This window comes from Cryptosporangium minutisporangium, assembly GCF_039536245.1.
GTDB lineage: Bacteria > Actinomycetota > Actinomycetes > Mycobacteriales > Cryptosporangiaceae > Cryptosporangium > Cryptosporangium minutisporangium.
Map to the genome: position 1 here is coordinate 87,120 of NZ_BAAAYN010000070.1, position 19,827 is coordinate 106,946.

Below are 19,827 nucleotides of genomic sequence, written 5' to 3' on the forward strand. Positions count from 1 at the left end.
GCGAGCCCGTAGCGCGCATCCCTCACCGTGGACGGTGGGAGGTGGTCGCGATGACCGGCACCTTGACGCCGCTCCGTTCGCCACACCGTCATGCCCGGGTTCTCGCGCTCTGGTGCACGTTGACCGGGCACGACCCGGATTGGTTCGACGAGCCGGAGCGGGAGGCGCTGCTGGCCCGGACCGAGATCGCCGCACTCGCCGAGGTCCCCGACGCGGTGCTGCTCGACGCCGGGCAGGCGGTGCGGCGCGGAACGTCGTTGCCGCTGGAACGGTGGCTGGCCGCGGTCCGCGTCGTCCGTCCGGCGGACCGGATCAGCGCGTGAGGCCGACCTCGACGACCAGCGGGCGGTGGTCACTGGCCCGGGCGACGTCCGGGGTGTCGAGCACACGGTAGCCACGGGTCGGCACGCCGGGTGAGACGAACAGCCCGTCGATGCGGCGGCGGGGCGACCGGGTGCTGAACGTCGGCGTCGGGTCGTCGGCACCGGCGTCGACCAGGCGCTCGGTCAGCGCCCGCCAGGCCGGCCCGTCCGCGGTCTCGTTGACGTCGCCGGCGAGCACCGTCGGGGTGTCGTCCGGCAACGCCGAGAGCAGGACCGGGACGTGCGCGACCCGCTCCGGCTCGGTGAGTCCCAGGTGGACGCCGACGACCGTGAACGGTGCGCCCGCCAACGCGCCCCGGAGCACCACCGCCGCACGCGGGTGCTGGAAGCGCGTGAACGGCAGGCGCACCACCGCGGTGTCGCGCACCGAAACGGCGAGCGACGCCAGCACGAGGTTCCCGGACGCGTCGCCGCCGCCGCGCGCCACGACCAGGCCGCAGCGGCGGGCCAGCTGCGCCGCACGAGCCCGCCAGCGCAGGACCCGGGGTGCCTCCTGGAGGACCACGACGTGCGGCTCGGCGTCCCGGATGGTCCGCGCCAGGGCGTCCACGTCGTCGCGGAGCCCGCGAACGTTCCAGTCGAGTACCCGCAGCCAGACCGGCCTCGCGTCGGATGGCTCAGCGGACGGCGCAGTCACCGGATTCGCGCGAGGTCCGCCGCGCCGACCAGGCCGGCCTTGTTGCCCAGCGCCGCGATCCGCACCTCGGCCGCCTCGGTCCGTCCCCGCAGCGCGGTCACCTTCGCGTACGTCTCCCGGGCCGGGATCGACAGCAGGTCACCGGCCTCGGCGACGCCGCCGCCCAGGATGATGCAGCGCGGATCCCAGGCGGAGACCAGGTCGGCCATCCCCCAGCCCAGCCAGTTGCCCAGCTCGCTGAAGGACGCCAGCGACACGCCGTCACCGGCCTGTGCGGCCCGGGTCACCATCGGCCCGTCGATCGCGTTGACGTCGCCACCGGCCATCTCCAGCAGCGTCCTGGCGTCGTCCGGGTCGTTCCTGGCCCGTTCCCTGGCGAACCGCACCAGCGCCTTGCCGCTCGCGTACTGCTCGAAGCAGCCGCTGGCGCCGCAGCCGCAGGGGTGTCCGTCCGGTACGACCCGGACGTGTCCGAACTCGGCGGCCATGCCGAACTCGCCGCGGTAGACCTCACCGTTGACCACCGCGCCGCCGCCGATCCCGGTGCCGACCGTGATCAGCAGCAGGTGGGGCCGATCGCGTCCGGCGCCGAACCGGAACTCCGCCCAGGCCGCCGCGTTCGCGTCGTTCTCGACGACGACCGGCAGGTCGACCCGCTCCTGGATCCGGTCCCGCAGCGGCTCCCGGCGCCAGGCCAGGTTCGGGGCGTGCAGCACGACCGAGCGAGATGCATCGATCCAGCCCGCTGCGCCGACACCCACGGCTTCGATCGTGTAGTCCTCGCCCAGCTCGCGAACGACCTCGGCGATGACCCGGGCGGTGTCGTGGACGTCCTGGCTGGGTGTCGGACGCCGCACCGTAGCCAGAACTTCACCATCCGGAGTCACCACTCCGGCCAGCACCTTGGTTCCTCCGACGTCGACTCCGACGGTCAGCGTCACGCGCCCCTCACCACACCTACGCACCCTTCTCGTCTCTGCACGCAGCCCGTGAGTGCATCCGCGCCGGTCGGGATCTCCGGCGGTCACCGGCGTGCGGCCGGTTCCGTCGCAGCGTATGGCACGCCGCTCGGACGGTATCGATCGCTCCACCCGTGGCGTGCGGTCGGTGCCGCCCGAGGCACGGTCAACCGATGTCGATCCGCTCCACCGGCGGGCCCTCTCCCGGCTCGTTCCCCGGGTCGTCCGTACCGCTGACCGCCTGCTCACCCCAGGTCGTGGCGACCTCGGCGACGACGCGCAGCAGCTCGGCACCGGCTACCGCGGCGTCCGCCACGGCTCCGGAGAACCGGGTCACCAGCTCCGGTGGCAGCTCGGGCGCGTTGACGCCACGGACGCGCTGCAGCAGCGCCTCGGCGAACCGGGCGGCCTCGTCGACCAGCGGTCCGGGCGGCGGGACGCTCACCGCTGCCCCACCGATGCCTCGGACGGACCGGCCGCAGTGGCGGAACCCGCCGGAGCGGCCGAACCCGCCGAACCCGCCGCGAACCGCACCTCGAGCCGCCCGTCCTGCAGCGTCGCTCCGGCGACCCGACGCCGCCGCAGCACCTCCGGCAGCGCCAGCAGACGCCGCCGGCCGGCCACCGTGAGGATCAGCTCGTCGGCGACCCGGGACAGCGCGATCTCGGACCGGTCGGCCAGCGGGAGCGCGAGCGAGAGCACGGTGTCCTCGCCACCCTGGTGCAGCCGCAGCGGTGGTTCGACCGGAACGGCGGCCACCGGGTCGGTGTCCTCGCCGTAGAGCTCGCTCGCCAGCGCGGCCAGCGCATCGACCCCCACCGGCTCGGCTGGCAGGTACGGGGCGGTGCGCAGCGGAACGCCCGCGAAGCTCTCCCCGGCCTCGGCGAGCCGGTCCCGCTGGGCGGCCGCCCAGCCGGCCCGCCACGGATCGTCGCCGTCCGGGATCACCCGGTTGACGACCACGCCGTCGACCACGAACCCGTGCAGCGCCAGCGCGGTGAACGTCCGGCGTGCCTCGGCGAGCACCACCGCCTCCGGCGTCAACACCAGCCGGACCGCGCTCGTCAGCGGGTCGGTCAGCAGGTCACGGACGTCCGCCAGCGAGCGCTGCAGCCGCTGGACGGCGGCGAGCACGGCGTCGTCCGGAAGCAGTGAACCCAGCTCGCGGCCGAGCACCGGCCGCGCCACCCCGGACAGCCGGCGGTGCAGGGGCGCCAGCCGATCGGTGTACCAGCCGAGCACGTCGGGGAGCGTCAGCAGACGCAGCGTCTCCGCGGTCGGGGCGCAGTCGACGACCACCGTGTCCCAGCGCCCGGAGCGGGCCTCCTCGTGCACGGCGAACAGCGCGAACAGGTCGTCGAGGCCGGGCGGCACGACGAGTTCCTCAGCGGCGACGCCGGTGAGGCCGCCGTGCCGGAGCACGGCCGTGAGGTAGTTCCGCAGCGTGCCCCAGTACCGCTCGTAGCGCGCCTGCGGATCGACCTGCTGGGCCCAGAGCCCGTCCTCGACCGGCGTGGGATCGGCCCCCACCGGTACGCCCAGCGCGTCCGCGAGCGAGTGCGCCGGGTCGGTGGAGACGACCAGCGTGGAACCGCCGCCGCGCCTCGCCGCCAGGACCGCGGTGGCCGCCGCGGAGGTGGTCTTGCCGACCCCGCCCTTGCCCGTGAAAAGTACGACCCGCATGGTCACGCCGTCGATTCCACGCGCTTCTTCAGGTCCTTCAGCGCGGTGTCCATGATCATCTTCTCGGCCTTGCGCTTGAACATTCCGAGCATCGGCATGTTCACGTCCACGGTCAGCGTGTAGGTGACGGTGGTGGTCCCGTCGCCGTTGTCCTCGAGGTCGTAGCTGCCGTCCTGGACCTTCATCATCTTGCTCTCGACGAGCGTCCACTCGATCCGGGTGAGGTCCTCGGCGTACGCGTACTCCAGCGTGTACTCGTCCTTCACCACACCCGCGTCGAGCACGAACCGGGCCTGGTGGGCGTAGCCGTCCTCGTACTCGCTGACGACCTCCACGCTCTTCACCGCGTCCACCCACTCCGGGTAGGACGGGAAGTCGCTGATGACCGAGGCGATCGTGTCGACCGGCGCGGCGATGGTGATCGACTGCTGGGAAGAGTCCGCCATGTCCCGACACGCTACTGGGTGGCCCGCGGCCCCGGTCACCACTCCAGGACGAACGGCGTCCCGGTCGCGCGGAAGTGCCCGACGTTGACGCACTCGGTGCGCCCGATCCGCATCCGGTGCTGCAGCGGCTGGTGGACGTGCCCGAACAGCGCGTACCGCGGCTGGTGCTCGTGGATCGCGTCCAGCAGCGCTTCGCTCGCGACCTCCGGACGCCGGGTGACGGTGTCCCATCGCAGCTCCGGTACGGCCGGCGGCACGTGCGAGCAGAGGACGTCGACCGGGCCGAGTGCCGCGACCTTGGCGGCGAACTCCTCCGGCGAGAAGTCCGCGCCGAACTGCACGATCGGCCGAGGACCGCCCTGGGTGCGGCGGGGCTGCGCGGCCGGCGCACCGTGTTGCTTGGATTTGGGCCGGGGCCAGCCGCCGACGAACCCGAACCGCCAACCGCCGATCTCGACGACCTCCGCGTCGAACATCCGGCGCTTGTCGTCGACGAACTCCGGCCAGAGACGCGGCATGTCGACGTTGCCGTAGGTGCAGTACGCGGGCGTCGGCATGACGTCGAACAGCTCGGCGTACTGGGCCCTCGCCGCCTCGGTGATCGCCGCGGTCAGCGCCTCGGGATCGCTCATCAGGCGGGCGCCGACCGAGCGCAGGTCGCCGAAGCGGTGCTCCTTGCGCAGTTCGGCGAACTCGGCGCCCGCCTCGGCGCCGAGGAGGTCGGCCAGGATGCCCTGGGTGGGGTCAGCGTAGTCCAGGTAGAGCAGCAGGTCACCGAGGACGACCAGGGCGTCGGCGCCGTCACCGGCTTCGGCCAGCGCTTCGGCCCGACCGTGGACGTCGGACACCACGTGGATACGGGTCATGCCGCGCCCACGGCGGGCTCACCGGGCTTCCGACCGGCCTCCAGCCGGTCCTTCACCCACCGCCCGCGGATCGCGGCGGACACCACGTCGGGGTCAACGGCGAGGAACGTCTCCTCGATCAGGTCCACGTGAGGCACTCCCGAAGCATGCCATTCCGCGGAGACGGGCCGGACGACCTGCGCTGCACCGCCGCGTGACCCGTGCCACGAATCCGGGTCCGTCCCGAGATACCGTCGGTCGATAACGGGTACCTCCGCTCCCACGGGTGCCCGGGGCCATCGGTACCGTGCGGTTCCAGCCCTGGGCACGCACCTGCCGTGACGCGCCGGGGTCTACCCCCCGCGTCAGCCCCGACCGGCCTAACCTGCCAGCGTCGGAGACCGTACGAAAGCGAGGCCGTGGTGCGTGAGTTCGCTCAGCCCGCCGTCTACACCGTGCCCGATGGGGCGAACCTGACCGACCCGGTCTGGAGCGCCGCCGACGAGGCACCGGACGCGGTGACGTTCCGCCGCCCGGCCGGGTCCGGCTGGCGCGACGTGACTGCGGCTCAGTTCCGCGCCGAGGTCATCGGCGTCGCGAAGGGGTTGATCGCCGCCGGCGTCCAGCCGGGCGATCGGATCGGCCTGATGGCCCGCACCCGCTACGAGTGGACGCTCGTCGACTACGCGATCTGGTCGGCCGGAGCGGTCACGGTTCCGATCTATGAGACCTCGTCGGCCGAGCAGGTCCAGTGGATCCTCGGCGACTCGGGCGCGGTCGGCGTCGTCGTCGAGTCGTCGGCTCACCAGTCGCTGGTCGAGAGCGTCCGTTCGGACCTGCCCGACCTGCGACGCATCTGGCAGATCGACGCGGACGCCGTCGGCCTGCTCACCGCCGATGGTGCTTCCGTGCCCGACGAGGCAGTGGCCGAGCGCCGAGCCGCACTCGGGCCGGACCAGGTCGCGACGATCATCTACACGTCCGGCACCACCGGCCGTCCGAAGGGCTGCGTGCTGACCCACAAGAACCTCCTGTTCGAGGTGGGGAACGCGCTGCCGGAGCTGGCGAGCATGTTCAACGCGGGCGCGTCCACGCTGCTGTTCCTGCCGCTCGCGCACGCGTTCGCGCGGCTGATCCAGCTCGGAGCCGTCCAGTCCAGGGCGACGCTGGGCCACGCGCCGGACATCAAGAACCTCATGGGCGACCTGCAGACGTTCCGCCCGACGTTCGTGCTGGCCGTTCCGCGCGTCTTCGAGAAGGTCTACAACGGCGCGAAGCAGAAGGCGCACGCCGAGGGCAAGGGCGGGATCTTCGATCGGGCCGACCGGGTGGCGGTCGCCTACAGCGAGGCGCTCGACAAGGGCGGCCCCGGCCTCGTGCTGCGCGCCCAGCACGCGCTGTTCGACAAGCTCGTCTACGGCAAGCTCCGCGCGGCGCTGGGTGGGGCCTGTACGCACGCGATCTCCGGCGGAGCACCGCTGGGTGCCCGGCTCGCGCACTTCTTCCGGGGCATCGGGCTCTGGGTGTCCGAGGGTTACGGGCTCACCGAGACGTCGCCGGCCACCGCCGCGAACGTCGACCGCGCGGTCAAGATCGGCACGGTCGGCCGGCCGCTGCCCGGCATGACGGTCCGGATCGCCGACGACGGTGAGGTGCTGATCGCCGGTGATCACGTGTTCCGGGAGTACTGGCACAACCCGGAGGCGACCGCGATCGCGCTGAAGGACGGCTTCTTCCACACCGGTGACCTCGGTGCGCTCGACGACGAGGGCTTCCTGACGATCACCGGCCGGAAGAAGGAGCTGATCGTCACGGCAGGTGGCAAGAACGTCGCCCCGGCCGTGCTGGAGGACCGGATCCGGGCGCACCCCCTGGTGAGTCAGGCGATGGTGGTGGGCGACGGCAAGCCGTTCATCGGCTGCGTCGTGACGATCGACCCGGACGCGTTCGGGCCGTGGAAGGCCAAGCACGACAAGGGCGCGGACGCTACTGTGAGCGATCTCGCGAACGACCCTGACCTGCGGTCGGAAATCCAGGCCGCGGTGGACGACGCTAATCAGGCCGTGTCGCGCGCCGAAGCGGTGAAGGTCTTCCGTATTCTCCCCCGCGACTTCACCGAGGAGACGGGCGAGCTGACGCCGAGCTTGAAGCTGAAGCGCGCCGTCGTGGAGAAGGAGTACGCCGACGAGATCGCCGCGATCTACACCTGACGAAGCCCGACCCGGCGCGGGCGGTTCCCCCGGCGCGGGTTCGCCCGGCTCCGGAACGTCCGGGGCCCGACCGTCCGGGGCCCGAACCTCCGGGGCCCGACCGTCCGGGGCCGCTGACCGGAGCGGCACCGGTGGCCCGAGCCGGGCCGGGTCCCGCGCCCGGCCGACCGCGAGCCGGCTCGGGTCGACCTGGCCCCAGCCTGCGTGGCTGGGGCGCCTGGCCGACAAGTACGGCGGCGCCCTCGGCACGCTGGAGATCGCCGCGCTGACCCGACTGGTCCGCGGCTCGCTGCTCCTGCTGATCATCGGCCTCTCGCTGGCCAGCACCCGTTCGCTCGCGCCGACGCTGCTCTGGTGCGCGCTGTTCGCGCTGGCGGCCGCGCCCGGCCTGATCGCGCCGGAACGCCCGTGGCCGGCGCGGATCGGCTGGCCCGCCGAGGTCATCGTCGTCGCGATGGCGGCCGCGACTCCTCCCACCGAGGAGGCGTTCGTCCACCCGGCGTTCCTGCTCTCCTACCTCGCCGCACCGGCGTTCGCGGTCGGCGCGGTCGCGGGTGTCGTCGAGCTGGTCGCGCTGGTCGTGGTGACCGCCGCGGCGCTGGTCGTCTCCGGCGCCCTGCAGGACCAGCTCGGTCAGGACACGTTCGTGCTCGCCGCCTTCGAGTCGACCGTCCTGGCCGCCGTGGCCGGCATCGTCGGCATGGCCGTCCGCCGCCTGGTCCGCAGCCGGAGCGACGCCGTCGAGCCGGAGTTCGTGCAGGCGGCCCGGCTGCTCACCCAGCTGCGGACGATCGCGCGGCAGCTTCCCGGCACGCTCGACCCCGGCAGCCTCGCCGACCGGCTCCTCGACGAGCTGGAGCGGGTGGCGCCGGCCGACCGCAGTGCGGTCCTCACCGGTAGCGGCGGCGGCCGCCTGGAGGTACTGACCCAGCGCGCGCCGGGTCGCGTCGCCTGGGAGACGTCGTTCGACGCCGACACACCACTCGCCGACACCTGGGCCAGCCAGCAGCCCCAGCTCTCCAGCCGGACACTCGACCGCGCCGGTCCGGGCACACCGGTGTCGGTGCTGGTGCTGCCGATGATCACCGGCGTCCGCACGGTCGGGCTGGTCGTGCTGGAGTCCGACCGCACCGGCGCCTACTCGCCGAGCACCGTGACCGAGGCGACCGAGGTCGTGAACAACGCGGCGCTCCGGCTGGAGACCGCGCTGCTCTTCGACGAGGTACGCGGCCTCGCAACGGTGGAGGAGCGGCAGCGCCTCGCCCGGGAGATCCACGACGGCGTCGCGCAGGAACTCGTCATGGTCGGGTACGGCATCGACAACGCGATCGCCGACCTACCTGCGGGCAGCGAAGCCGCCGAGAGCACCCTGCGCCTGCTCCGCGTCGAGGTCACCCGCGTGATCACCGAGCTCCGGCTCAGCCTGTTCGAGCTGCGCAGCGACGTCGACCGGCACGGTGGCCTGGGCAGTGCGATCGCCGACTACGCCCGGACGATCGGCAGCTCCGCCGGCCTGCGCGTGCACCTCTCGCTGGACGAGTCGACCGCCAGATTGCCCGCTGCCGTGGAGTCCGAGCTCCTGCGCATCGCACAGGAGGCGGTGACCAACGCACGCAAGCACGCCGGAGCGGCGAATCTCTGGGTCACCTGTGAGGTCGACCCGCCGTTCGCGCAGATCGAGGTCAGCGACGACGGTAAGGGCCTCGGACGGGGGCGGCCGGAGGGTCGCTACGGAATGACGATCATGGCCGAGCGAGCCAATCGGGTTCGCGCGGAGTTGGAGATCGTTCCGCGTGCCCCCAAAGGGACGACAGTGCGCGTCGTGCTCGGGGGTAAGACACGACAGGGAACTGCTGGCTGACCGTGGGATCGGTGGTTTTGAATTCGTCTTCTGGGAAGAAGGTCGGACGGTCCAGAGGCTTGACCGGGAGCCCGATAAGCTGCGACGGTTACTCAGCATTGGTGTCGGACAGGCTCATCAATAGTTGCATTTATCCGTATCTAATACCCTCAGTTCGGGCGCGATTCACGCGGGCATGCCTACGCAGCGTTGCTAATGGCACTATTCATACCAACCAGCGTTTTCCGCATGCCGACCGTTCAGGCCCAGCGTCCACTGTGGCCGAACAGAATGCGTCTTCCCTGGCCATCAGCTACAGAGGCCCTGAAATGAGAACTTTAGGCGACGGATCGTATAACGTGACGCTGCAGGAGGTGCGGCCAGACAGTGACTGACAACAGGTCCTTCCCCAGCCCGCCGGGGGGCGAGGCCAGCGGCGGGGTAACGACTGTTCTCCTCGTCGACGACCACGACCTGATTCGGCAGGGGCTCCGCCACGCTTTCGAGCGTGATCCGGGTTTCGAGGTGGTCGGGGAGGCAGGGTCGGTCGCCGACGCCCTCCGAAAGGCCGCCGAGCTCAAGCCCGACGTCGTCATCATGGACCTCCGGCTGCCCGACGGCAGTGGCCTGGAGGCGACGAAGGCGCTCCGTTCGTCCCGCGCCGACATCGGCATCGTGGTTCTGACCATGTACGCCGGCGACGACCAGCTGTTCGGTGCGCTGGAGGCCGGGGCTTCGGCCTTCGTGCCGAAGAACGCGCCGGCCGACGAGGTGGTCGCGTCCGCGCGGCACGCCGCGTCGTCCCCGAACGCGTTCACCGCCTCGGACCTCGCCAGCGCCATGAAGCGGCGCCTGACCCCGAGCGGACCGCACCTGTCCCCGCGGGAGAGCCAGGTGCTCCGCCTGCTGGCCGACGGGATGAGCGTCGCGGGTATCGCGAAGCAGCTCTACGTCAGCGAGTCGACGGCGAAGACCCACATCTCGAAGCTGTACGAGAAGCTCGGTGCCGGAAACCGCGCGCAGGCGCTGATGACGGCGCTGCGACTGGGGCTGCTGGAAGCACCCAATACGCCCGGTCTGTAGTCAGTACTTCCGCTCCGGCCCGGTCGCTCCCGACCGGGCCGGTTGCCTTTCTCCCGCAGACGCCGATCCGCGGGCCGCCGCCGCGCCGCCGCGGGCCGCCGCGGGCCGCCGCCCCGGAGGCGCCGCCGACGCGCTTTCCCGAAATCCGCCCACCGCAGCGGCCGGTGAGGTGGGCCTTCCCGAAAATCCGTCCATCGGGGCGGGTGGTGAGGTGGGCCTTCCCGAAAAGCCACTCGAGGCCGCCGAGCGGGCGTCGTTGTCGGGTTCTCGGCGCTGGGAGCTGCCGCGACGGTGGCCGGGCCTACTGGAGGCCGGCCGGGCCGCTCAGGAGCGACGTCATGCGGGCGGCGAGCGTGTCCCAGTGCCACTCCCGCTCCACCCACTCGCGCCCCGTCTTCCCCATGGCCTGCGCCTTGGCGGGGTCAGCGAGCAACTCGGAAGCGCGGTCGACCAGCGCGGGCAGGTCACGACCGCCCACGACGTAACCGGTCTCGCCCTCCAGCACGGCGTCCGGAGCTCCCCCGGAGTCCCCGGCGAGCACCGGCAGCCCGGTCGCCGACGCTTCCAGGTACACGATCCCGAGGCCTTCGACGTCCAGGCCGCGCCGCCGGGTCCGGCACGGCATCGCGAACACGTTCCCGGCCGCGTAGTGGGCAGGCAGCTCCGCCCACGGCACCGACCCGGTGAACTTCACGTTCTCGGTGACCCCGTGCCGAGCCGCCAGCTTCTGCAGCTTCTCCCGGTACGGTCCCCCACTGACCAGCAACAAGACCGCGCCAGGCACCCGCCGCCGAATCTCCGGCAGCGCCCGGATCAACAGGTCCTGCCCTTTGCGGGGGACGAGCCGGGAGACGCAGACGATCGTCGGCCGGTCGCCGAGCCCGTACCGCTCCCGCACCGCGGACGCGTCCACGCCGGGATGGAACTCGGCGGTGTTGACGCCGCCGGGCAGGTGGACGAGCGCGGCCCGGTCCCCCACCGGGCCGGCCAGCTTCGAGCGCGTGTACGCCCCGAGGTACGTGATCACGTCGACGCCGTCGGCGATCCGGCTGAGCAGCTGCCGCGGACCGGGCAACGCCGCCCACCCGGCCTCGTGGCCGTGGGTCTGGGCGACCTGCCAGTCCACACCGGCTCGACGCCGCAGCGTCGGCGCCAACAGCCCGAGCGGAGCGGCGGCGCCGTACCAGGCCGTGGTGCAGCCGTACTCCAGTGCGGTGGCGACCACCCGGCGAGCCGCGCCCGGCGTCGGTATCAGCAGCGACGTCGGGTGCCGCACGACCGGGAACGGCTGCTCGGCGTCGAATTCGTCCGAGCCCTTCCACTGGGAGGCGTAGACCACTAGCGAACCGGGTGGCTGCCGCACCGCCAGCTGGTGGACGAACGTCTGGATCCCGCCGGGACGCGGCGGGAAGTCGTTGGTGACCAGCAGCGTCCGCCGGGTGGCCCGGGCAGGGTCCGGATCGGTCGCCGGTGAGGGCGAAGGGCTCGTCGAGGGCTCCGGGGTGCTCATCGGGCGGGCGCCGGGACCGGGAGGCCTTCACGGGCAGCGAATTCCCTGGCCGCCGCGATGCGATCCACAGTGGTCGGGTGGGTACCGAACCAGAGCTGGAAGAGCCGGTTCGGACGGAGGTCGGCCCGATTCTGCAGGGCCAGCCTGCGTTCCATCGACACGAACGCCTCCGGGTCGCGGGTCAGTTCCAACGCGTGCTCGTCCGCACGCGCCTCGATCTGGCGGGACACCAGCGTCTGCATCGGCGTCGAGAGGGTCCCCACCACGGCGATGATCGCCAGCACCAAGCCGATGGCTTTCGGGTCGGCGAGACTGTCCACCCCGGCTCGGCGCAGCAGCGGCGCCCACCCTCCGAGCACCGCGAGTCCGCACACCGCGGACGCCGCTCCGAGCGCACCGAGCACGGTGCCGGTGACGACGTCGCGGTGCACGGCGTGGCCGAGTTCGTGCGCGACGACCGACTCCACCTCGTCGGGTGGCGCTTCCTTCAACAGCGTGTCGTAGACGACGATCCGCCGGCTGGCGCCGTAGCCCGACACGTACGCGTTGAGCGTGGTCGTGCGCCGCGAGGCGTCCGCGATCAGGACGTCTTTCACCGGCTCACCGTCGCGTTCGGCGAGCTGCACGAGGCTCGTCCGGAGCGGGGAGTCCGGCATCGGCGTGAACCGGTTGAACAGCGGCTCGATCAGGATCGGGAACGCGAACGACGCGACGAACACGAACGCGGCGGCGCCGGCGGCGGCCCAGGCCCACCACCAGTTCGGGGTGGCGCGGATGAGGGCGAAGAGGACCAGGGTCATCACCGCGGTAAGGACCGCCGAGACCGCCCACGCCTTGGCTTGGTCGGCGAGCCAGCCGCCCCAGTTCTGCGTCGACAGGCCGTACCGGCGGAGCAGGACCTCCGACCAGGCGGCGAGCGGAAGCGTGACCACCGTGGCCACGGCCCCGAGGACGACGCCGCCCAGCAGCGCCTCCACCCACCAGGACCCACCGAGCGGGCGGGCGACGGCACCGATGAGGCGCGCGCCCAGCGGCGTCAGGCCGAGCGCCAGCGCGAGGACGAGGCCGAGCGCGAGCCGGGCGAGTGACCATGGGCGCAGCGCGGCGCGGAACACGCTCCCGCGACGGATCTCGGCCTCGGAGAAGTCGGTGCTCGCGTCGGGACGCGGTGTCGTGACGGTGGTGCGGGTCTCCCCGGCGGGGGCGGTGCGCCATGGCGTGAGGACGCCGGCGGTCACGACCACGGCGGCGCCGAGCACCAGGAACGCGATCAGGGCGACGGCTCGGCTCGACACTCCCCGATCATCCCAGCCGCCTCCCAGCCCGCCACGGCGCCTCCCGCTCAGCCCGCGCCCCGACCCGCCCAGCCGGGCGCTAGGCCAAGACGCCTCGGGTCAGCCTGCGTCCCGACCGGCCCCCGCCGGCCGCCGCGCCTGGACGCATTTGGTCAGCCTCCGCCCGAGCAACCCCGCCGGCCGCCGCGCCCGGACGCATTTGGTCAGCCTCCGCCCGAGCAACCCCGCCGGCCGCCGCGCCCGGACGCATTTGGTCAGCCTGCGCGGCGGCGGGCGCGCTCTTCGTCGGCGTGACGAGCGCCGAGCCAATCGGTCCCGTGCTCGTGCTCCGGCTGGGTGGCCGCGGTGATCGACAGGAATTCCGGGTCCATCCCCGCCGACACGAACGCCTGCAGCGCCGCGTTCTCCACTTCGTCGAGCTCCACGCCGGCCGGCAGCTCGGTCAGCTCGACGCCTGCCGGTGGGGCACCGACCAGTGCACTGATCACGCAGTCACGGCAGCCGGAGCCGCGGACCCCACACGCGTCGCAGTCGATGAGCATCCTTCGTCGCCTCCTTCCGTGCATCTCCACTGCCACGCACAGTAGGCAAGGGGTACGACAAAACCGCTCACGCCCGGTCGAGCCGCCGCACCAACACCACCGACGGCACCGCGTAGGCGCCCGCACGCCGGATCCCTTCGGCGACCTCTTTGTCGGACGAGACGACGACGACCGGCCTGCCCTTCGGCTCGGCGCGCACCAGCCGCCGGATCACCTCGTCGGCGATCTCACCCGGCGGGCTGAAGATCACCCGCACCCCCCGCGGCGAGCTGGGAGCGGCGGGCAGCCGCCCGGCTCCGTCGAACACCACCGTGATCTCGGCGTTCGTCTGCGCGGCCAGTCCGGCCAACCCGGCGAGCAGCCGGGTGCGCTGCTGCTCCAGCGCCAACCCCGGGAAACCGGTCTTCGTGACGTTGTAACCGTCGATCACCAGATGGACGCGGGGCAACGCGAGCAGCTGGTCGAGCCGAGCCGGTTCCTCGGCGGCCCAGAGCTGTCCGCCCGCTTTGGTCCGGCTGCCCGCGGCAGCCGCCGACGACGCCGCGACGACGTCACCGGGCAGCGTGTCGGGCGGAGCCACCGCCAGCTCCCGGCGCAGGCCCTGGGTAGCGTTGCCGATCGTCTCCAGCAACAGCCAGAGCCGCGTCTCGTCGGTGACGCGCCCGGCCCGGCTCGCCGACTTCGCCACCTCCAGCTCGCGCTCGGCGTCGGCCAGCCGGGTTCGCAGGCGGCGGATCTCGGCATCCGAGGCACTCGACGCGGCAGCCACCCGCCCACGTTCGGTCGAGACCGCGTCGGTGAGCCGCCGGACGTCCTGCTCGGAGTCGCGGAGCGCCTTGGCCAGTTCACGGACCCTGCCACGCAGTTCGTCCGCCTCGGCGCGCACCCCGGCCAGGTCCGACCGCAGCTTGTCGGCGTCGGCCTTGGCGTTGACCCGAACCCGTTCGAGCTGCTCGGTGAGCCGCTCGACCTGACGGGACGCCGCTTGCACCTGCTCGGACTCGGCCGCCGCCACGACGGTCGCCGACGCGGCCTCGACCAGCGTCGTCCACCGAGCCGGACGCGCCAGGTACGCCAGGGCGGCCACTTCGACGGGGTCCGCGGCGCCGGGCGGGTTCCCGGCGGCCACCGCCGCACCGAGCGGACCGGCGGCCTCGACCGCCCGCTCGGCCAGCCGCTCGCGGAACGCGGGGTCGGCGGCGAGCTGGGCCACTACGGTCGGACCAGCCAGCCGAGCACGCCGAGCCGGCGTGAACTGCGCGAACCGACGCAGCTGAGCAGGGAGGACGTCCGGCCCCAGCCCGGGGAACAAGTCGACGGCGAGCGCGGTGACCCGCGCCCGGACGGCATCCGGCAGGGACGGCTCGACGTCCGGAATCTCGTCCGGAGCACCGTCCGCTCTGTGGTGATCGCCGGTCACAGGCGCCGCGGAGTGACGCGCCAGCCTGTGTTCCGCCCGGGCCGGATGGTGGACATGCTGCCAGTCTTCCACCCCCACCGGCCGACGGCCTCACGACGGACCACGTCAGACCAGGTGAACGTGGCGGCCTCGCGTTTTTGTCCCACCCACCCCCTACGGTCGGCCCATGCAACGCCACCACCCGTCCACCACAACCCCCACCGCCGCTGCGTCGCCGGCCGGGGGCAGGCACTGGGTCCAGTCGACGTTCGACGAACTCGGCCAGCCCCTACGGGAGACCACGTTCGTCGTCGTGGACCTGGAGACCACCGGTGGAGCGCCTGGCGGGTCGGCGATCACCGAGATCGGTGCGGTGAAGGTTCGTGGTGGCGAGGTGCTCGGCGAGTTCCAGACGCTGGTCGATCCCGGGATCGGCATTCCGCCGTTCATCACCGTGCTCACCGGAATCACCGACGCGATGGTCGCGGTGGCCCCGCCGATCGCCGAGGTGCTGCCGACCTTTCTGGAGTTCGCACACGGTTCGGTGCTCGTCGCGCACAACGCGCCCTTCGACTTGAGCCATTTGCGGGCGGCGTGCGAGGCGCACGGCCAGACCTGGCCGACCTTCCGCAAGGTCGATACCGCCGTGCTGGCCCGCCGGGCGCTCAGCCGCGACGAGGTCCGCAACTGCAAGCTCGGCACGCTCGCCGCGTTCTTCCGATCGGCCACGACGCCGGTGCACCGTGCGCTCGCCGACGCGAGGGCCACGGTGGACGTTCTGCACGGCCTGCTGGAGCGGCTCGGCAACCTCGGCATCCAGACGCTGGAAGAGCTCGAGACGTTCACCACGCAGGTCTCCGAGGCACAGCGTCGCAAGCGGCACCTGGCCGTCGGGGTCCCGAGCGCGCCCGGCGTCTACCTGTTCCGCGACGCGACCGACCGCCCGCTCTACGTCGGCACCAGCAAGGACCTGCGGTCGCGCGTCCGCCAGTACTTCGTGTCGTCCGAACAGCGGTCCCGGATGGCCGAGATGATCAATGCGGCGGAACGCATCGAGGCGATCGTCTGCGCGCACTCGCTGGAGGCCGAGGTCCGTGAGCTGCGATTGATCGCTGCGCACAAGCCGCCGTACAACCGCCGGTCGAAACACCCCGAGCGGCGGCTGTGGCTCCGCCTGACCACCGACGCCTACCCGCGGCTGTCGGTGGTGCGCCAGACGCGGGACGACGGCACCGCCTACCTGGGTCCGTTCTCCTCCCGGCGCTCGGCCGAGGCCGCCGCCACCGCGGTCTACGACGTCCTGCCGCTCCGGCAGTGCGGTGGGGTGCTGTCCACCCGGCGCACCAGCCCGGCCTGCGCGCTGGCCGAGATCCGCAGGTGCGAGGCACCGTGCGAGCACCGGGTCACGGTCGAGGCGTACGGCCGGCACGCCGAGGCGTTCCGTGAGGCGGTGGAGGGCGACCCGACGCCGCTGGTGGAGCGTCTCCTGGCCCGCATCGACACGCTGTCGGACCGGCAGCGGTACGAGGAGGCCGCGACCGCACGGAACCGGCTGGCGGCGCTTTTGCGGGCGGTCATCCGGGCGCAGCGCACTCGGGCGATCAGCAGCGTGCCGGAGCTGGTCGCCGCCCGGTCCGACGGGGAGGGCGGCTGGGAGATCTCGGTCGTGCGGCACGGGCGCCTGGCGGCGGCCGGGGTGGCGGCGCGTGGGGTGCCGCCGATGCCGGTGGTGGAGCAGCTGGTTGCGTCCGCGGAGACCGTGGTGCGCGATCCGGCGGCGGACGGCATCCATCTGGAGGAGATCGAGCGGGTGCTCGCCTGGGTGGAGCGGCCGGAGACCCGGCTGGTGAAGGTCGACACGATCTGGTCGTCGCCGGCCCGGGGCGCGGGACGGTGGGCCGACCTGCTGACCCGCATCGAGGCGAGCCGGCACGGCGCGGACCCGTTCGACGACCGGCGCCGACTCCGTCCGGAAGCGCGCCCCGCACGCACCCCGCGCCCCACCCCGACGCCGCACCTGGGCCGAGAGACCGCCCACCCCACGCACCTCTCACCGGTCGGCTCGACAGCCGCTCCGGGCCCGGAGGCTCCTTCCACCGACGCCTCCGGGGCAGCAGGCCCCCCGTTCGGGCCCGCAGGCACCCAGTTCCTGCCCATACCCACGTCACGTCCGGCGGCTGCCCTGTCGTCGGCCGTGCCGGATCTGTCCGGGGCGGCCGTGCCGAGCTCCGTACCGGATCCGTCCGGAGCCGCCGTACCGAGTCCCGTACCGGCGGCCGCGGCCGAGCGCTCTAACCTGTCCAGTCATGGCGCCCGCGAACCCGAGTCGAGTCAGTACGGTCCGGATGGTGCTGCACCGCAGAGCGATCGAGGTGTTCCGGCGGCTGCCGCTCCGGGTGCGGCGGAAGCTGGTCCGGCTGGGGACGCCGAACTACACCCTCGGGTCGGTGGTGCTACTGCGCGATCATGACGACCGGCTGCTCCTGGTCCGCCAGCCGCCGTCGAAGGGGTGGTCGCTGCCGGGCGGACTGCTCGACCGGCACGAGCATCCTCGGGACGCCGCAGTCCGCGAGCTGCGCGAGGAGATCGGGGTGACGCTGAAGCCCGACGCGGTCACGCCGATCGTGCCCAACGCGCACGTGAACCCGTTCGTCCAGCAGGTCGATCTGATCTTCACGGCGACCGTGAACGCGGACGCCACCGAGGTCGCGGTCGATCAGGTCGAGATCGGGGAGGCGCGCTGGTTCGCGCTCGACGAGTTGCCACCGCTCACCGGTCCGACGTTCCGCCTCCTGGGCCGCGCCGGTCTGGTTACCCCCGACGCCTCCCCCGCGCACCCCACGCCTGCCTCCGAGCGCTCGACGCCCTCCCCCGACACCGCAGAGCAGCCGAACCCTGCCAGGTCCCCCGCCGGCAGCGACCGACAGCCCCCGGCAACCTCCAACCCGCCCGCCGCGAGCCACGCCCCGAGCTCTGCGCCTCCGCCGGACGCGCGAGACGCGGCAACCCCGGAGGACACGCCAGACGCGGCAACCCCGGCGGACACGCCAGACGCGGCAACCCCGGAGGACACGCCAGACGCGGCAACCCCGGCGGACACGCCAGACGCGGCAACCCCGGAGGACACGCGAGACGCGGCGTTCCCGCAGGACGCGCCGGAGCTAGGCACGGCAGACGCGACGACCACGCCAGCCACCACGCCAGCCACCACGCCCGCCCCGGGCCCAGTGAGCACCCCGGGCCCGGCTATGGCCACGGGCCCGACGAACGCCACGGATCCAGCGAGCGCCACCAGGGCGCCCGGCCTCGTCGTCGAGGACGACACGCCGGGACGGGGCGGAGAACGGACCGAGGAGGTTCTGGGGGAACCTGGAGAGGCCTTCGCCGACCCGGAGGCCACCGAGGCGAAGAACGCCACGCCGGCGCACGGAGAGCCCACGTGACTCAGCGCGACGTCTGCGCGGTCGTCCTGGCCGCCGGAGCGGGCACCCGGCTGCGCCCGCTCACCAACCTGCGGCCGAAGGCCCTGTGCCCGGTGGGCAACGTGCCGCTGCTCGATCGAGCGCTCGCTCGGCTGGACTCCCTCGGCCTGAGCGGCCCTTCCCAGGTCGCGGTCAACGCCCATCACCAGGCCGAGCAGATCGCTGCGGCGGTCACCGGCCGGGCGCATCTCTCGGTGGAGCAGCCCGAGGCGCTCGGCACGGCCGGTGCGGTCGCCGCGCTGCGGAACTGGGTCGCCGGACGGGACGTGTTGGTGCTCAACGCGGACGCGTACCTCGCGGGGCCGCTTCCCGGGGACTTCCTCGCCGGGTGGAGCGGGGAGCACCCGCGGCTGCTCGTCGTCGACGCGGGCGACCGCCGACGCGACTTCGACCGGTGGCGGTTCGCCGGGGTCTCGCTGCTCCCGGCCACCGCGGCGACTCGGTTGCGGCCGGAGCCGACCGGCCTCTACGAGGTGGTGTGGCGCGACGCCTGGGCCGCCGGGTGCCTGGAGCTCAGCCCGTTCGAGGGAACGTTCGTCGACTGCGGAACGCCCGCCGACTACCTCGCCGCGAACCTGCACGCCCGCACCGCCGACGCGGCCCACGGTGTCGACGCGGCCCACGGCGTCGACGCGGCCCACGGTGTCGACGCGGCCCACGGCGTCGACGCGGCCCACGGTGTCGACGCGGGCGCGGTTGTGACCGGCACGGCCACGGACTCGGTGGTCGGCGCCGGGGCGACGGTCGCGGGACGGATCGTCCGCTGCGTGGTGTGGCCGGGCGCGCGNGCGCGGTTGTGACCGGCACGGCCACGGACTCGGTGGTCGGCGCCGGGGCGACGGTCGCGGGACGGATCGTCCGCTGCGTGGTGTGGCCGGGCGCGCGGGTCGAGGCGCACGAGTCCCTGACCGACACGATCCGCGCGGACGATCTCACGGTCCCCGCCTGACGCCAGACCTCGACTCGCGGCCGGAGCGACGGTCGTTGTCGCATCCTGTCCCCTATGGCGTCGAGGATCCGACAACCAGCCGGGCCCCGCCAAACCACCGACGCGGACCGCCGGTGCGCGAGTGACTAGGCTGGCGACCGCACCGCGGAACGGGCCGCGGAGGACCCCCGAGGAGCGTCCACGTGATCACGTCGATCGTGATGATCAGCTGCGAGACCGACTCGATCCCCGAGGTCGCCCAGACGCTGGCCGACCTGCCCGGCGTCAGCGAGGTCTACTCGACGGCCGGCAACGTCGACCTGATCGCGATCGTGCGGGTCCACCGGTTCGAGGAGATCGCCGAGGTGATCGCCGGCCGCATCAGCAAGGTGCCCGGCATCGTGGACACCGAGACGCACATCGCGTTCCGCGCCTACTCGCGCCACGACCTCGACGCCGCGTTCTCCATCGGCCTCGAAGACGCCGACTGACCAGCCGCGTTCGGCACGCCGCCGAACGAACAGCACCTCAAACCTGACGCCGCCCGCCGTTGCGCTCCATGCGCGCCGCCGCCGTCCCGCCCCC

At 72.8% G+C, this 19,827-nt stretch carries 19 protein-coding genes and 1 pseudogene; 9 read left to right on the forward strand and 11 right to left on the reverse strand.

The features are described from left to right. Positions 1 to 50 precede the first annotated feature (50 nt). Positions 51 to 323, forward strand: coding sequence for a hypothetical protein (locus ABEB28_RS39835; protein ID WP_345733495.1), 273 nt, complete (start codon positions 51 to 53; stop codon positions 321 to 323). Here ABEB28_RS39835 and ABEB28_RS39840 read toward each other — a convergent pair. The 7 genes from ABEB28_RS39840 to ABEB28_RS39870 all read right to left on the reverse strand — a co-directional run bounded on the left by ABEB28_RS39840 (position 313) and on the right by ABEB28_RS39870 (position 5,111). Further along, positions 313 to 1,020 (reverse strand): endonuclease/exonuclease/phosphatase family protein, encoded by a 708-nt coding sequence (locus tag ABEB28_RS39840; RefSeq protein WP_345733496.1) that lies wholly within the window; start codon positions 1,018 to 1,020, stop codon positions 313 to 315. The two genes, ABEB28_RS39835 and ABEB28_RS39840, sit on opposite strands and share 11 nt — an antisense overlap. Further along, on the reverse strand, positions 1,017 to 1,961 hold the full coding sequence (locus ABEB28_RS39845; protein ID WP_345733497.1) for an ROK family glucokinase: 945 nt from the start codon (positions 1,959 to 1,961) through the stop codon (positions 1,017 to 1,019). Before ABEB28_RS39845 ends, ABEB28_RS39840 begins: the two co-directional genes overlap by 4 nt. Before the next feature lie 184 nt (positions 1,962 to 2,145). Beyond that, a complete protein-coding gene (locus tag ABEB28_RS39850; RefSeq protein WP_345733498.1) occupies positions 2,146 to 2,424 on the reverse strand; it encodes a hypothetical protein in 279 nt (92 codons plus the stop codon). Continuing rightward, complete coding sequence (locus tag ABEB28_RS39855; protein WP_345733499.1) at positions 2,421 to 3,662, reverse strand: ArsA family ATPase; 1,242 nt, start codon at positions 3,660 to 3,662, stop codon at positions 2,421 to 2,423. The genes ABEB28_RS39850 and ABEB28_RS39855 overlap by 4 nt, the downstream gene beginning before the upstream one ends. A 2-nt stretch (positions 3,663 to 3,664) precedes the next feature. Then, on the reverse strand, positions 3,665 to 4,108 hold the full coding sequence (locus tag ABEB28_RS39860; RefSeq protein WP_345733500.1) for an SRPBCC family protein: 444 nt from the start codon (positions 4,106 to 4,108) through the stop codon (positions 3,665 to 3,667). A 35-nt stretch (positions 4,109 to 4,143) separates the two neighbouring features. Then, positions 4,144 to 4,974, reverse strand: a complete 831-nt coding sequence (locus ABEB28_RS39865) for a metallophosphoesterase family protein (protein ID WP_345733501.1) — start codon at positions 4,972 to 4,974, stop codon at positions 4,144 to 4,146. After that, entirely contained in the window at positions 4,971 to 5,111 is a 141-nt protein-coding gene (locus ABEB28_RS39870) for a hypothetical protein (protein ID WP_345733502.1), read from the reverse strand. Before ABEB28_RS39870 ends, ABEB28_RS39865 begins: the two co-directional genes overlap by 4 nt. Before the next feature lie 264 nt (positions 5,112 to 5,375). Here ABEB28_RS39870 and ABEB28_RS39875 point away from each other — a divergent pair, with 264 nt between their 5' ends. The 3 genes from ABEB28_RS39875 (at position 5,376) to ABEB28_RS39885 (ending at position 10,086) form a co-directional block, all read left to right on the forward strand. Further along, complete coding sequence (locus tag ABEB28_RS39875) at positions 5,376 to 7,163, forward strand: AMP-dependent synthetase/ligase (protein ID WP_345733503.1); 1,788 nt, start codon at positions 5,376 to 5,378, stop codon at positions 7,161 to 7,163. Between the two features lie 454 nt (positions 7,164 to 7,617). Continuing rightward, positions 7,618 to 9,024, forward strand: a complete 1,407-nt coding sequence (locus ABEB28_RS39880; RefSeq protein ID WP_345733504.1) for a sensor histidine kinase — start codon at positions 7,618 to 7,620, stop codon at positions 9,022 to 9,024. Between the two features lie 366 nt (positions 9,025 to 9,390). After that, positions 9,391 to 10,086 carry a response regulator transcription factor gene (locus ABEB28_RS39885; RefSeq protein WP_051569974.1) on the forward strand — a complete coding sequence of 232 codons (696 nt, stop codon included), beginning with the start codon at positions 9,391 to 9,393 and terminating at the stop codon, positions 10,084 to 10,086. Positions 10,087 to 10,387: 301 nt separating this feature from the next. Here ABEB28_RS39885 and ABEB28_RS39890 read toward each other — a convergent pair whose 3' ends face one another. The 4 genes from ABEB28_RS39890 to ABEB28_RS39905 form a co-directional block, all read right to left on the reverse strand. Further along, complete coding sequence (locus ABEB28_RS39890; protein WP_345733505.1) at positions 10,388 to 11,596, reverse strand: glycosyltransferase family 4 protein; 1,209 nt, start codon at positions 11,594 to 11,596, stop codon at positions 10,388 to 10,390. After that, a complete protein-coding gene (locus tag ABEB28_RS39895; RefSeq protein ID WP_345733506.1) occupies positions 11,593 to 12,891 on the reverse strand; it encodes a M48 family metallopeptidase in 1,299 nt (432 codons plus the stop codon). Before ABEB28_RS39895 ends, ABEB28_RS39890 begins: the two co-directional genes overlap by 4 nt. Positions 12,892 to 13,145: 254 nt before the next feature. After that, entirely contained in the window at positions 13,146 to 13,433 is a 288-nt protein-coding gene (locus tag ABEB28_RS39900) for a hypothetical protein (RefSeq protein WP_345733507.1), read from the reverse strand. 67 nt (positions 13,434 to 13,500) lie between these two features. Next, positions 13,501 to 14,853: an NYN domain-containing protein gene (locus ABEB28_RS39905; protein ID WP_345733508.1), complete on the reverse strand. Its 1,353-nt coding sequence runs from the start codon at positions 14,851 to 14,853 to the stop codon at positions 13,501 to 13,503. Between the two features lie 166 nt (positions 14,854 to 15,019). Between ABEB28_RS39905 and ABEB28_RS39910 the strand changes: the two are divergent. The 5 genes and pseudogenes from ABEB28_RS39910 to ABEB28_RS39930 all read left to right on the forward strand — a co-directional run. Next, a pseudogene (locus ABEB28_RS39910) lies at positions 15,020 to 16,753 on the forward strand (DEDD exonuclease domain-containing protein); the annotation flags it as partial. Positions 16,754 to 17,180: 427 nt separating this feature from the next. Then, the gene (locus tag ABEB28_RS39915) at positions 17,181 to 18,275 is read left to right on the forward strand and encodes an NUDIX domain-containing protein (protein ID WP_345733509.1); all 1,095 of its coding nucleotides are present in this window, start codon (positions 17,181 to 17,183) and stop codon (positions 18,273 to 18,275) included. Next, positions 18,272 to 19,114, forward strand: a complete 843-nt coding sequence (locus tag ABEB28_RS39920; protein ID WP_345733510.1) for a sugar phosphate nucleotidyltransferase — start codon at positions 18,272 to 18,274, stop codon at positions 19,112 to 19,114. The genes ABEB28_RS39915 and ABEB28_RS39920 overlap by 4 nt, the downstream gene beginning before the upstream one ends. After that, the gene (locus ABEB28_RS39925) at positions 19,111 to 19,263 is read left to right on the forward strand and encodes a hypothetical protein (RefSeq protein WP_345733511.1); all 153 of its coding nucleotides are present in this window, start codon (positions 19,111 to 19,113) and stop codon (positions 19,261 to 19,263) included. Before ABEB28_RS39920 ends, ABEB28_RS39925 begins: the two co-directional genes overlap by 4 nt. Before the next feature lie 182 nt (positions 19,264 to 19,445). Further along, a complete protein-coding gene (locus ABEB28_RS39930) occupies positions 19,446 to 19,733 on the forward strand; it encodes an Lrp/AsnC family transcriptional regulator (protein ID WP_345733512.1) in 288 nt (95 codons plus the stop codon). Positions 19,734 to 19,827: the final 94 nt, after the last annotated feature.

Coding starts and splice junctions, on each gene's coding strand:
- ABEB28_RS39835 (WP_345733495.1), top strand. CDS start 51: ATGACCGGCACCTTGACGCCGCTCCGTTCGCCACACCGTCATGCCCGG.
- ABEB28_RS39855 (WP_345733499.1), bottom strand. CDS start 3,662: ATGCGGGTCGTACTTTTCACGGGCAAGGGCGGGGTCGGCAAGACCACC.
- ABEB28_RS39860 (WP_345733500.1), bottom strand. CDS start 4,108: ATGGCGGACTCTTCCCAGCAGTCGATCACCATCGCCGCGCCGGTCGAC.
- ABEB28_RS39865 (WP_345733501.1), bottom strand. CDS start 4,974: ATGACCCGTATCCACGTGGTGTCCGACGTCCACGGTCGGGCCGAAGCG.
- ABEB28_RS39880 (WP_345733504.1), top strand. CDS start 7,618: ATGGCGGCCGCGACTCCTCCCACCGAGGAGGCGTTCGTCCACCCGGCG.
- ABEB28_RS39890 (WP_345733505.1), bottom strand. CDS start 11,596: ATGAGCACCCCGGAGCCCTCGACGAGCCCTTCGCCCTCACCGGCGACC.
- ABEB28_RS39900 (WP_345733507.1), bottom strand. CDS start 13,433: ATGCTCATCGACTGCGACGCGTGTGGGGTCCGCGGCTCCGGCTGCCGT.